The organism is Reyranella sp. (genome assembly GCF_965227665.1).
Classification (GTDB): domain Bacteria; phylum Pseudomonadota; class Alphaproteobacteria; order Reyranellales; family Reyranellaceae; genus Reyranella.
In genome coordinates, this window is sequence record NZ_OZ245767.1 from 4,338,383 (window position 1) to 4,350,789 (window position 12,407).

Annotated in this window: 14 protein-coding genes; 12 read left to right on the forward strand and 2 right to left on the reverse strand. The window is 66.5% G+C overall.

What is annotated here, in order from left to right:
* Positions 1 to 32 precede the first annotated feature (32 nt).
* From ACO07I_RS20975 to ACO07I_RS20995, 5 genes are all read left to right on the forward strand, one after another.
* On the forward strand, positions 33 to 221 hold the full coding sequence (locus ACO07I_RS20975; protein WP_422010751.1) for an AtzG-like protein: 189 nt from the start codon (positions 33 to 35) through the stop codon (positions 219 to 221).
* The gene (locus tag ACO07I_RS20980) at positions 218 to 1,600 is read left to right on the forward strand and encodes an AtzE family amidohydrolase (RefSeq protein WP_422010753.1); all 1,383 of its coding nucleotides are present in this window, start codon (positions 218 to 220) and stop codon (positions 1,598 to 1,600) included. The genes ACO07I_RS20975 and ACO07I_RS20980 overlap by 4 nt, the downstream gene beginning before the upstream one ends.
* Before the next feature lie 217 nt (positions 1,601 to 1,817).
* Positions 1,818 to 2,216: an oxalurate catabolism protein HpxZ gene (gene hpxZ, locus ACO07I_RS20985; protein ID WP_422010755.1), complete on the forward strand. Its 399-nt coding sequence runs from the start codon at positions 1,818 to 1,820 to the stop codon at positions 2,214 to 2,216.
* Between the two features lie 206 nt (positions 2,217 to 2,422).
* Positions 2,423 to 3,403 (forward strand): NAD(P)-dependent oxidoreductase, encoded by a 981-nt coding sequence (locus ACO07I_RS20990; RefSeq protein ID WP_422010757.1) that lies wholly within the window; start codon positions 2,423 to 2,425, stop codon positions 3,401 to 3,403.
* Between the two features lie 31 nt (positions 3,404 to 3,434).
* Complete coding sequence (locus ACO07I_RS20995) at positions 3,435 to 3,617, forward strand: hypothetical protein (protein WP_422010759.1); 183 nt, start codon at positions 3,435 to 3,437, stop codon at positions 3,615 to 3,617.
* 26 nt (positions 3,618 to 3,643) lie between these two features.
* On the opposite strand, the gene ACO07I_RS21000 is transcribed toward ACO07I_RS20995, so the two are convergent.
* Positions 3,644 to 4,675: a C-terminal binding protein gene (locus ACO07I_RS21000; RefSeq protein ID WP_422010761.1), complete on the reverse strand. Its 1,032-nt coding sequence runs from the start codon at positions 4,673 to 4,675 to the stop codon at positions 3,644 to 3,646.
* Between the two features lie 71 nt (positions 4,676 to 4,746).
* Here ACO07I_RS21000 and pehA point away from each other — a divergent pair, with 71 nt between their 5' ends.
* The 5 genes from pehA to ACO07I_RS21025 all read left to right on the forward strand — a co-directional run bounded on the left by pehA (position 4,747) and on the right by ACO07I_RS21025 (position 10,528).
* The gene (gene pehA / locus ACO07I_RS21005) at positions 4,747 to 6,279 is read left to right on the forward strand and encodes a phosphoric/sulfuric ester hydrolase PehA (protein WP_422010763.1); all 1,533 of its coding nucleotides are present in this window, start codon (positions 4,747 to 4,749) and stop codon (positions 6,277 to 6,279) included.
* Positions 6,280 to 6,300: 21 nt separating this feature from the next.
* Complete coding sequence (pcaH, locus tag ACO07I_RS21010; RefSeq protein WP_422010765.1) at positions 6,301 to 7,002, forward strand: protocatechuate 3,4-dioxygenase subunit beta; 702 nt, start codon at positions 6,301 to 6,303, stop codon at positions 7,000 to 7,002.
* Positions 6,999 to 7,562: a protocatechuate 3,4-dioxygenase subunit alpha gene (gene pcaG / locus ACO07I_RS21015; RefSeq protein WP_422010767.1), complete on the forward strand. Its 564-nt coding sequence runs from the start codon at positions 6,999 to 7,001 to the stop codon at positions 7,560 to 7,562. The genes pcaH and pcaG overlap by 4 nt, the downstream gene beginning before the upstream one ends.
* A 4-nt stretch (positions 7,563 to 7,566) precedes the next feature.
* Positions 7,567 to 8,868 (forward strand): 3-carboxy-cis,cis-muconate cycloisomerase, encoded by a 1,302-nt coding sequence (gene pcaB / locus ACO07I_RS21020; protein ID WP_422010769.1) that lies wholly within the window; start codon positions 7,567 to 7,569, stop codon positions 8,866 to 8,868.
* Positions 8,869 to 8,944: 76 nt separating this feature from the next.
* The gene (locus ACO07I_RS21025; protein WP_422010771.1) at positions 8,945 to 10,528 is read left to right on the forward strand and encodes an ABC transporter substrate-binding protein; all 1,584 of its coding nucleotides are present in this window, start codon (positions 8,945 to 8,947) and stop codon (positions 10,526 to 10,528) included.
* A gap of 120 nt (positions 10,529 to 10,648) precedes the next feature.
* On the opposite strand, the gene greB is transcribed toward ACO07I_RS21025, so the two are convergent.
* Positions 10,649 to 11,200 carry a transcription elongation factor GreB gene (greB, locus tag ACO07I_RS21030; RefSeq protein ID WP_422010773.1) on the reverse strand — a complete coding sequence of 184 codons (552 nt, stop codon included), beginning with the start codon at positions 11,198 to 11,200 and terminating at the stop codon, positions 10,649 to 10,651.
* 30 nt (positions 11,201 to 11,230) lie between these two features.
* Here greB and ACO07I_RS21035 point away from each other — a divergent pair, with 30 nt between their 5' ends.
* Positions 11,231 to 12,049, forward strand: coding sequence for an urease accessory protein UreD (locus tag ACO07I_RS21035; protein WP_422010775.1), 819 nt, complete (start codon positions 11,231 to 11,233; stop codon positions 12,047 to 12,049).
* A gap of 49 nt (positions 12,050 to 12,098) precedes the next feature.
* On the forward strand, positions 12,099 to 12,401 hold the full coding sequence (locus ACO07I_RS21040) for an urease subunit gamma (RefSeq protein ID WP_020697853.1): 303 nt from the start codon (positions 12,099 to 12,101) through the stop codon (positions 12,399 to 12,401).
* The last annotated feature ends 6 nt before the right edge of the window (positions 12,402 to 12,407 follow it).

The following is a 12,407-nucleotide window of genomic DNA, read 5'->3' on the forward strand; positions in this document are numbered from 1 at the left end:
TACCGTCCCAACTGAATGAAGGAAGGAAGCGCATGGCCGAACAGAAGCGTGACGTGGCGCGCATGGTCGAGGAGGGCGCGAAGACCGCAGGCCTCGCGATCGCGCCCGAATATCTCCCCAACGTGATCCTCAATGTCGAGCGCTCCCTGATGATCGCGCAGCCGCTGCTCGAGCTGGACCTCGAGGACGAGCTGATGTCGGCTCCGGTGTTCCGGCCATGACCGACCCTCTTTCGAAGGCCGCGACGGCGACGGAGATCTCGGGCGCCGTGATGAGCGGCAAGGTCAAGGCCGCTGCCGTGATCGACGCCACCCTGAAGCGCATCGAGGCGGCGGAGCCCACGATCAACGCTTTCACCGACGTGGTTGCCGCGCGCGCCCGCCAGCGTGCGGCGGAGATCGACGCCGGGCTGCATCGCGGGCCGCTGCTGGGCGTGCCCTTCGCGGTGAAGAACCTGTTCGACATCGCGGGCCTGCCGACCCGCGCGGGCTCGAAGATCAACGTCGACGGCCCCAAGGCCGAGCGCGACGGCGCGCTGGTGCGCAAGCTCGAAGCGGCCGGCGCCATCCTGGTCGGCGGCCTCAACATGGGCGAGTACGCCTACGACTTCACCGGCGAGAACGCCCATTACGGGCCGTCGCGCAACCCGCACGATCCTACGCGCATGTCGGGAGGATCTTCCGGCGGCTCGGGTGCGGCGGTGGCGGCGGGCGAGGTGCCCCTGGCGCTGGGCTCCGACACGAATGGCTCGATCCGTGTGCCATCATCGCTCTGCGGCCTGTTTGGGCTGAAGCCGACCTATGGACGGTTGAGCCGCGCCGGGTCCTTCCCCTTCGTGGATTCCTTCGACCATCTCGGGCCGATCGCCCGTTCGGCCGAGGATCTGGCGCTCTCCTTCGATGCCATGCAGGGCTGGGACTCGGACGACCCGGTCTGCACCGACCGCCCGGCCGACCCGACGCTGCCGAGGCTGGTCGAAGGCGTCGACGGGCTGCGCATCGCCATCGCCGGAGACTATTTCGCGAAGGGCGGCGAGCCCGAGGCCTTCGAGGCCGTCGCGACCGTCGCAAAGGCATTGGGCGTGACCAGGACCGTCGTGCTGCCGCAGGCGGCGGCGGCGCGGGCGGCGGCCTATGTCATCACGGCCATCGAGGGCGCGCAGCTCCATCTGCCGCGGTTGCGCACGCGTCCGCAGGATTTCGATCCCGACACGCGCGAGCGCTTCATGGCGGGCGCCCTGCTGCCCGGCGCCTGGTACGTGAAGGCCCAGCGCTTCCGCCGCCAGTATCGCGCCCACGTGCTCAAGCTGTTCGAAGAGGTCGACGTGATCCTGGCGCCCGCAACGCCGTGCACGGCACCGAAGCTCGGCCAGACCATGATGAAGCTGGACGGCGTCGAGCTGGCGGTGCGCGCCAATCTCGGCATCTATACCCAGCCGATCTCCTTCATCGGCCTGCCGGTCGCGGTGGCGCCGCTGCAACGACCGGGTGGCCTGCCGATCGGCGTGCAGCTCATCGCCAAACCCTACAACGAGCAGGCCGCGCTGCGCGTGGCCGCCCACCTGCAGAAGCTCGGCGTCGCCGCCGCGCCGCCCGCCTGAGGGGCTGACCGGATAATTGAATCGATTCAAGCCCTTACCTCATCCTGAGGAGCGCCGCCCCGCGGCGCGTCTCGAAGGATGGGCAACAGGCAAGGTGCTCGTTCCCACCCTTCGAGACGCATCGCTGCGCGACGCTCCTCAGGGTGAGGTTATCGGGCCCTTTCATAGCCTGTTGTTTTTGCTGCTTTCATTTCGAGTCAGACTCTGAGGAGACCGCATGGAAATCAACATTCCCGAGATCGTTGACGAGGTGACGGCCGCATTCAATCGCTACGAGGCGGCTCTCAACAGCAACGACGTCGAGGTGCTCGACGAACTCTTCTGGAAGAGCCCGCACACGCTGCGCTACGGCATCGGCGAGCAGCTCTATGGTTACGACCAGATCGCCGCCTTCCGCTCGGGCCGCAACCCGCAGTTCGTGCCGAACCGCGACCTGCTGAAGCTCTGGATCGTCACCTACGGCCGCGATTTCGGCACGGCCAACTGCGAGTTCCAGCGCCACGGTGCGAGCAAGCCCGGCCGGCAAAGCCACACCTGGATGCGCACGCCCGACGGTTGGCGCATCGTCGCCGCGCATGTCTCGCTGCTGGGCGAAGCGACGCCGATGAAGAGCTAGCCGCCCGTTGAAGACGTCGGAGTCGGGGCGAATAAACGAAACAAACGAAATAAACGAAACAACCGAAACGAATGTCGCACCCCCCCCCCTGAATCCCGGGTCATGGTGACCGACGGCGCAATAATGTTGCGCGATGGTGCTTCTGAAGAGCTTATTTCGACCGCCTGCTCGGTTCTTTCTCCGCGCTGCCGGCGTAGGCTCGCGGCATGAACAAGCTTCTCCTGACCCATGCCCCGCTCGCCCGGCGGCAATACTACGGGACCCGCGCCCTCACGCGACTGCAGGAGCTGGTCGAGGTCGTGCTTCACGAGGGCGCGGCGCCGCTCGATGCGCAGGGCGTGATCGGCATGGCGCGCGGTGTCGACTTCATCGTTGCCGATCGGGCGACGGCAATTCCGGCGCTCGTCTTCGAAAGCCTGCCGGGGCTGCGCGCGGTGATGCGCAGCGCCATCGACATCCGCAACATCGACGTGGCCGCGGCCTCCCAGGCGGGTGTCCTCGTCACCCAGGCCGAGGCGGGCTTCGTGCAGTCGGTGGTCGAACTCACGCTGGGGTTCCTGGTTGATCTGTCGCGCGGCATCACGCGGGCGGCGACGGCCTATCACGAAGGCCGCATGCCGGAGATCAAGGTCGGCCGTCAGCTCGGTGGGTCGACCGTCGGCCTGATCGGCTACGGCCGCATCTCGCGCGCACTGGCGCCGGTCCTGGCCCAGCTCGGCATGACCGTGCTGGTGTCCGATCCCTATGCCCAGATCGACGATCCCCGGTACGCGAAGCTGCCGATGGAGGATCTGCTGGCGAAGGCCGACTACGTGATCTGTCTCGCCATCGCCAACGAGGAGACCGAGAACCTGTTGGACGCCGCAGCCTTCGCCCGCATGAAGCCCGACGCCTTCTTCATCAACATGTCGCGCGGCAACCTCGTCGACGAGGGCGCCCTCGCGGAGGTTATGCGCGCGAACCGCATTGCCGGCGCGGCCATGGATGTCGGACGTGCGCCCGACCAGATGCCGTCGCCCGAGCTGGCGTGCCTGCCCAACGTCATTGCGACGCCGCATATCGGCGGCCTGACGCCGCCCGCCAGCGAAAGCCAGGCGATGGACACGGTCCGTCAGGTCGAGGCGCTGGTGAAGGGCGAGGTGCCGCCCGGCGCGGTCAATCTCGCGAGCTGGACCCGCCGGGGTTGAAAAGCCCTGCCGGGGGGCGCATGTGCAGTGAATGCGCACACCGAAGGATCTGATCGCCGTCCATGTCCCGTCCGAGGATCTGGGAGACTACAATCTCACCCAGACCGGCTGGTATGCGATGGACGACGGCGGCCACGTCATCCTCGGACCGTTCGAGAGCCTTGCCCAATGTGACAGGGCGATCCGCGACCGGCTCCAGCTGCAGCAATCCTGAGCCGGCGCGGACCGGTTCGTTCCAGTCTAGTTGCCGGGACCGCGCTCCATCGAGAAGGGCTGCCAGCGCTGCAGCTTGGACTTCTCAAGCACCATCGGATTGACGCAGGCGCGCGGCCACTTGCCACCCAGTACCAGGGCGAGCTCGGCGCCGACGCGGCGCTTGCGGGCGGGGTCGAAACGGCTCGAGGCCGAGGCGACGTGGGCGGTGAGGATGACGTTGTCCATGCCAAGCAGGGGATTGTTGTGGCCGACCGGCTCGGTCTCGAGCACGTCGAGGCCGGCGCCGGCTATCCAGCCTTCCTGCAGCGCCTTGATCATGGCCGGCTCGTCGACCGTCGAGCCGCGGCCGGTGTTCACGAACAGCGCCGTCTTCTTCATCTGGCGGAAATGCTGCTCCTTCATCAGGTGGTGCGCGTCCTTGGTCCCGGGCGCGTGCATACTCACGATGTCGGAGCGCTGCAGCAGCTCGTCATAGCCGACCGGCTGGACGCCGTAGTCGGACATCACCAGCTCCTCGATATAGGGATCGTAGGCCAGCATCTGAAAGCCGAACGGCGCGGCGCGTTTGGCGACGGCGCGGGCGACATGGCCGAACGAGATGAAGCCCAGCGTCATGCCCATTAGGCGCGGGAACTGGTAGAGGTGCGGCCGGCCCTTGGCCCACTCGCCCTTGCGTACCATCTGGTCCTGCACCACCAGGCGCCGCCAGCTGGCCAGGATCAGGGTCATGGCATGGTCTGCCACTTCCTCGATGAACGTGTCGGGCACGTTGGTGACGGGGATGCCGAGCTGCGTGGCCGCATCCACATCGACTGAATCGACCCCGACGCTGCCCAGCGATACGACCTTCAGCTTCTTGCCGGCCTCGATCACCTTGGCGGTGATCCGCGGACGGCCCTTGCCGTAGATGGCGTCGGCATCGGCCACCGCCTTGATGAGTTCGGCCTCGTCGCCCGAAACTTCGACGATTTCCGCGCCGATGGGCCCAAGCGTCTCCATTTCCAGCGAATGATCGGTTTTTCCTGGTCCCGTCGTCACGATCTTGAAACGCGCCACGTGTTGTCTCCTCCGTCGATTTGGCGGCACTCTATCGCAATCCCGCCGCCGTCCAACCTCGGTGAATGAACATGCCTGCGTCCAAGAATGTCCTGTTGATCGTCGTCGACCAGTGGCGCGGGCTGATGCTGCCCAAGCTGGGCGCGGATTATCTGAAGCTGCCCAATCTCGACCGGCTGTGCGCCGAGGGCGTCACCTTCCGCAATCATTTCACCCAGGCCGTGCCCTGCGGCCCGGCGCGCGCCAGCCTGCTGACAGGCCAGTACATGATGAACCATCGCGCGGTGCAGAACACGATCCCTCTGTCCTCGCGCTTCACCAACCTGGCGCACGAGCTGCGGCGCGGTGGCTACGATCCCGCGCTCGTGGGCTACACGACGACGACGCCCGATCCGCGCCAGACGGCCCCCAACGATCCGCGCTTCTTTGTGCTGGGCGACATCATGGAGGGCTTCCATTCGGTCGGCGCCTTCGAGAACCGCGACGCCTATTTCGGCTGGGTCGCCAGCCAGGGCTTCGCGCTGCCTAAGACCCGCGAGGAGATCTGGCTGCCGCAAGGAGAGCCGGGAGCCGGCGCGACCGGCCGGCCGGCCGTTATTCCCAAGGAGCTGTCGGACACCGCCTGGTTCACCGAGCGCGGGCTCGACTATCTGCGGGGCCGTGGCGGCAAGCCCTGGTTCCTGCATCTCGGCTACTACCGGCCGCATCCGCCGTTCATCGCGCCCGAGCCCTACAATTCCATGTATCGTCCTGAGGACATGCCGAAGCCGATCCGCGCCTCGTCGGCGGCGGAAGAGGGCAAGCAGAACGCACTGCTCGACTACTATGTGCGCAACATCAAGCAGGCGAGCTTCTTCCAGGACGGACAGGCGCTCGGTTCGGACATGAGCGAGGCCGAGGTGGCGCAGATGCGCGCTACCTATTGCGGCCTGATGAGCGAGATCGACGATCATCTCGGCCGCGTCTTCGATTATCTGGAGGAGACGGGGCAGTGGGACGACACGCTGATCGTCTTTACCTGCGACCATGGCGAGCAGGGCGGCGATCATCACCTGCTGGGCAAGATCGGCTACTTCGACGAATCCTATCGCATCCCGATGGTCATCCGCGATCCGCGGACCGAGGCAAACGGTACCCGTGGCACGATCGTCGATCGTTTCACCGAGACGATCGACACCATGCCGACCCTGCTCGACTGGATGGGGCTGCCGGTGCCGCGCCAGTGCGACGGCCGCTCGCTGCTGCCCTTCTGCGAGGGCACGGTGCCGGCCGACTGGCGCACCGAGGTCCATTACGAGTTCGACTTCCGCGACCTGCATTACAGCAAGCCTGAATCGTCGCTGGGCGTGCCGATGGACAAATGCTCGCTCGCTGTCGTTCAGGACGAAAAATTCAAATACGTGCACTTCGCGGCCCTGCCGCCGCTCCTGTTCGACCTCGAAAAGGACCCGGGCCAGTTCGTCAACTGCGCCACCGATCCGGCCTATGCGGCGACGGTCGCCGACTATGCCCGCAAGATGCTGGACTGGCGGCTGGGCTATGCCGAGCGCACCCTGACCGGTTATCGCGCCACGCCGCAGGGGTTGGAGGTGCGCGCGGCCTGAGCCGGCGCTAAGCTCGGGGGTATGAAAGAGGAAACGTACCGCCGTCCGGCCCCAGGGCATCACCCGCCCAATCTCTCGCCGGCCTACAAGTCGACGGTCAGCCGATCGCCCTCGAAGCCGGCGATCGTCCTGCCGCACACGCTGTCGGAGATCACCGGGCCGCTGCTGCGTGAGGAGCGGCTCGACTCGGTAGAGAACGATCTCACGCGCCGGCACATGGGCGAGCCTCTGGGTGAACGCATCATCGTGCAGGGTCGCGTCCTCAACGAAGAGGGCAGGCCAGTCCCCGAGGCGCTGGTCGAGATCTGGCAATGCAATGCGGCCGGTCGCTACCATCATCCCGGCGACCAGCACGATGCGCCACTCGATCCGAATTTCTACGGCGGCGGCCGTGCCCGCGCCGATGCCGACGGCAATTACAAGTTCATCACCATCAAGCCCGGCGCCTATCCCTGGGGCAACCACCACAATGCCTGGCGGCCGGCGCATATTCACTTCTCCCTGTTCGGGCCGGCCTTCGCCACGCGCCTGATCACGCAAATGTACTTCCAGAACGATCCGCTGCTGGCCTTCGACCCGATCTACAATTCGGTGCCCGAAGGCGCGCGGGAGCGGCTGCAGGCCGCCTTCGACATGGACGCGACGCAACCCGGATGGGCGCTGGCCTATCGCTTCGACATCGTGCTGCGCGGACGCCACGCCACGCCGATGGAGAACCCATGAGCCGCGCGCTGACGCCGTCGCAGACGATCGGCCCGTTCTATTTCGGCACCGTCACCAACGCCTATCGTCAAGACCTCGCGATGCCGGGTGTCGCGGGTGAGCGAATCGAGATTGCCCTGACCCTTCACGATGGCGCGGGCGCAATCGTGCCCGACGGCCTGCTCGAGATCTGGCAGGCCAACAGCCACGGCCGCTACAACCACCCTGAGGATCGCCGCAACCTGCCGCTCGATGTCGGCTTCGAAGGCTTTGGCCGCGCCTCGACCGACGCCGAGGGATGCGCGCGCTTCGCCACCGTGAAGCCTGGGCGCGTGCCGTGGCCGGCCGGCGGCCTGCAGGCGGCGCACATCAACATCTCGGTGTTCGCGCGCGGCGTCCTCAATCGCCTCGCGACGCGCCTCTATTTCGACGGCGATCCGGCGCTGGCCGAGGACCCTGTCCTTCAACTCGTCGATCCCGCCCGGCGCGCCACCCTGATCGCGATGCGTGGTGAGGCCGGCATCTGGCGGCTCCCCCTGCACCTGGGTGGGCCGCACGAGACCGTCTTCTTCGATTGCTGAACCCATGACGGTTCGTCTGGTCTCTGCGTTGGGCTCATCGGCGGCAGTGGCCGACTGCTTCTCCGACACCGCCACCTTGCGCCACATGCTGCGCTTCGAGGCGGCGCTTGCCCAAGCGACCGCGGCGGCCGGCCTGATTCCGAAGCGCGCCGCGTCGGTCATCGTCAAGGCCTGCGATTCCGCCCTCTATGACGCCACACCACTCGCCGCCGCCGCGCGCCGGACGGCGACGCTCACCGTTCCGGTCGTAAAGGCGTTGACCGAACAGGTTACCAGGCGCGACGCAAAGGCGGCCGACTATGTCCATTGGGGCGCCACCAGCCAGGACGTGATCGACACCGCGATGGTGCTGCAGCTCGGCGAGGCGCTGCCTCCGCTCGTGAAGTCACTCGACAGCATCGTCTCGGCCTTCGCGCGTCTGGCGAAGAAACACCGCACGACGCCGATGCTCGGCCGCACCCTGTTGCAGCCGGCGACGCCGCTCGCGCTCGGCCAGAAGATCGCGGGCTGGGCTTCCGACATCGACCGCGCCAGGCGGCGACTTGCCGAGAGTTTCGGCGAAACGCAGATCCTCCAGTTCGGCGGCGCGTCGGGAAGTCTGACGGCGCTGGGTCCGGAAGCCGAGCCGGTGATGAAGGTGCTGGCGAAGCAGCTGAATCTCGCGCTGCCGCCGGGGCCGTGGTTCACGCAACGGGTCCGGGTCGCGGCATTTGCGCAGGATTGCGCGCTGGTCGTCGGGGCGCTCGCCAAGGCGTCGCGCGATATCGCCTTGATGATGCAGGCCGAAGTGGGGGAGGCGGCCGAGCCGTCCGGGCCGGGACGGGGCGGCTCTTCGACCATGCCGCACAAGCGCAACCCGGTCGGCGCCGCTCTCATTCTATCGGCGGCGACGCGAGCGCCGCTGCTGGCCGCGACGATCGTGGCGGCGATGCCGCAGGAGCACGAGCGTGCGCTTGGTGGCTGGCAGGCGGAATGGCCGACGCTCTCCGCGCTGGTCGAATGCCTGGGCTCGGCGGTGGAGGCGATGGCGGAAGTCGCGTCCGGACTCGTCATCGAGCCCGACGCCCTGCAGGCCAACATGGATGCCAGCGAAGCCGCGGTCCTCGCCGAGCGAGCAACGTTCCTGCTGGCCCGGAAGATGGGCAAGCACGAGGCTCACGCTGTGGTCGAGAAGGCGCTGGCCAAGGGCGGGTCTTTCGTCGAGGCGCTTGGCCGGCTCGAAAAGGAACTGGCCGACGAGGCGGCACTGCTCGGCTGCTCCCCGACGTTCGTCGATCGACTGCTGGCGGACCTCAAGCGGAGGTGATCCGCCGGGCGCCGCCGCCCACTCTGGCACGGGAGTCGCATGCGCCTGATGGATACTTCCCCGTCAGGAGGCGACCATGAAGCTCTCGCGCCGTACGTTGATCGCTGGGACGACCGCGCTCGCCCTACCACGAGTCGCCTGGGCCCAGGAGAAGATTGTCCGTTACGGCATCCCGATGACCGACATCCCGCTCACCACGGGCCAGCCGGATCGCGGCGCCAATGCCTATCAATATACCGGTCTCACGATCTACGATCCGCTGATCGCCTGGGAACTCGACGTGTCGGACCGGCCGGGCAAGATGATCCCGGGCCTCGCGACCGAGTGGAAGGTCAGCGACGCCGACAAGACGCTGTGGACCTTCAAGCTGCGTGAAGGTGTGAAATTCCATGACGGATCGCCCTTCGACGCCGACGCGGTGATCTGGAACTTCGAGAAGATCTTCAACAAGGAAGCGGCGCAGTTCGACCAGCGTCAGGCCGCCCAGGTACGGCCCCGCCTGCCCAGCATGGTTGGCTATCGCAAGACCGGCCCGATGGAAGTCGAGATCAAGACGAAGTCCGTCGACTCGCTCTTCCCCTACCAGCTCCTGTGGTTCCTGGTGTCGAGCCCGGCCCAGTGGGAGAAGGTGGGCAAGGACTGGAGCAAGTTCGCCTCGGCGCCGTCGGGGACGGGGCCGTTCAAGCTCGCCCGACTGGTGCCGCGTGAGCGGGCCGAGCTGGTGAAGAACGAGGGGTATTGGAACCCCAGGCGCATGCCCAAGGTCGACCGTATCGTCCTGATCTGTGCACCGGAGGACTCCGGACGCAGCGCCGCGTTGATCTCGGGGGCCTTCGACATGATCGATGCGCCGGGCCCCGACATCATCGACCGTCTGAAGCAGAGCGGGGCGCGCATCAGCACCAATGTCACGCCGCATGTGTTCAATTACCATCCGTCGCTGGTCGAGGGCTCGCCCTGGACCGACATCAGGGTGCGCAAGGCCGCCAACCTCGCGATCGACCGCGACGCGATCGTCAGGTTGCTCAACGGTCTGGTGCAGCCAGCCTATGGCGAGGTCGATCGGACGAGCCCCTGGTTCGGCAAGCCCACCTTCGAGATCAAGTATGCGCCCGATGCGGCGCGCCAGCTGATGGCCGAGGCCGGCTATGGCAAGGCCAATCCGATGAAGGCCAGGATCACCATCCAGGCCGGCGGCACCAACCAGATGGTCAACGAGGCCATCCAGGAGATGATGAAGGAGAGCTTCATCGCCATCGACTTCAAGCCGGTCGAACTCGAAGCGCTGATGACCGGCTGGCGCAGCGGCGCCAAGGCCGAGATGAACAGGGACGTGAGCGCGACCAACGTCACCCATGTTACGTCCGATCCCTTCTATGCCGTGAACCGTTTCTTTGCGTCGGACCAGGTGGCGCCCGTCGGCGTCAACTGGAGCAGCTACAAGAACGCGGACGTCGACCGGTTGGTCGTCGAACTGCAGAACACGTTCGATCCGGCCAAACAGGATGCTCTGGCGGCGCAGATCCACGCCAAGGCGGTGGACGATGCCGTGATGATCTGGGTCTATCACGACAGGACACCGCGCGCCCTGTCGTCGCGGATCAAGTCGTACACCCAGGCGCAAAGCTGGTTCCAGGACCTGGCGCTGGTGGCGATGTAGTCCGCCTTGTCATGCTGAGCGCGGCGAAGGATCTCCCGCTAGCCGCGGAGTCCTTTTATCGATCGGTCAGGTCCTTCGCTTCGCTCAGGACGACAGAAGGGTGCCTCGCTCCGATCCATCTTAGACGTAATCGACCTTCAGTATCTCGATCTCTTCCTCGCCGCCGGGTGTGTTCATTCGCACGGCATCGCCCTCGCGGGCCCGCATGACGGCGCGGGCGATGGGCGAGATCCAGCTCACATGGCCACGACCCGGGTCGACTTCGTCGACGCCGACGATCCTGACCGTGCGTTCCTCATCCTTTGAATTGACGTAGGTCACGGTGGCACCGAAGAACACCTGGTCGGTCTTGGGCCGCTTGGCCGGATCCACGACTTCGGAGCGTTCCAGTCGCTTGCTGAGGAAGCGGATGCGGCGATCGATCTCGCGCAGGCGCTTCTTGCCGTAGAGATAGTCGCCGTTCTCCGAGCGGTCGCCGTTGGCGGCGGCCCACGACACGACCTGTACGACCTCGGGCCGCTCCTTGCGCATGAGCGTCATCAGCTCCTCGCGCATGCGCTCGAAGCCCTGCGGGGTCATGTAGTTCTTGGCGCCGGGAGGCAATCCGCCGACATCGTCGGGCAGGTCGTCCTCGTCGTCGTCGTCGCTTTCCTTGGTGAAGGCCTTGCTCATTTCGATCCTTAATCTATCAAGTCGGGGCCGATGACCACCAGTCTCTCCCCCCGCATGCAACGCGCTTCCGGCGAAAGCCGGGTCACCTTCGACCTGCGGGATGGCAAGACACGCCTGGGCGATCTGTATCAACGCGACCCCTGCCGGGTTTTGTTCCCGAAACCCGAACTGGGCGAACCGCCGCAGGCCGTCATGATCACCACCTCGGGCGGTGTGACGGGCGGCGACGCCCTCAGAATGTCGGTCGAGATCGGCCCTGGCGCCGAAGCCGTGGCAACCACGCAGGCCGCCGAGAAGATCTACCGCGCCTCGAAGGGCAGCGCTCCCTGCACGATCGACGTCGACGTGCGGGTCGCCGAGGGTGCGACGCTCGACTGGCTGCCGCAAGAGACCATCGTCTTCGAGGGCGCGCAACTGAAGCGCCGGACGGTGGCCGAAGTCGTCGAGGGCGGCTCGCTGCTTGCCTGCGAGATGGTGGTGCTCGGCCGCGGTGCTTCGGGCGAGCGCTTCACGTCCGGCCTCCTGCTGGACGCCTGGTCGGTGCGTCGCCCCGGTCGGCTGGTCTGGACCGACACGTTGCGGGTCGAGGGCGAGACACCGGACGGTGCCGGTTTCGGGACCGCCAATGCGCTGGCGACCGTGATCGGCGTGTGGGATGCGCCTCAGCCGCATTTCGAGAAGGCCCGCGTCCTGCTCGAGGCTGCAGACCAAGTGCGGGCGGGTGTCACCGTCGTGAACGGAATCCTGGTCGCACGCCTGCTGGGCGAAGCGACGGCGGTGCGCCATGCGACGATCCGGTTTCTCACCGAGTTTCGCGGCCGCCGCCTGCCGCGCGTTTGGCATGTTTGATGCAGACTCGCTCGCGCTATAGTCGGGGCCGACGGGCCGGGGGAAACGAATGAATTTGACGCCGCGCGAAAAGGACAAGCTTCTGGTGGCCATGGCCGCCATCGTGGCGCGTCGTCGCCTGGAGCGCGGGGTGAAGCTCAACTATCCCGAGGCCGTGGCGCTGATCACCGATTTCGTCGTCGAGGGCGCGCGCGACGGCCGCTCGGTCGCCGACCTGATGCGCGACGGCGCGCACGTGATCTCGCGGGCCCAGGTCATGGATGGCATCGCCGACATGCTGGCAGAGATCCAGGTCGAGGCGACCTTTCCCGACGGCACCAAGCTCGTCACCGTCCATGCGCCGATTCGCTGAGGAGAG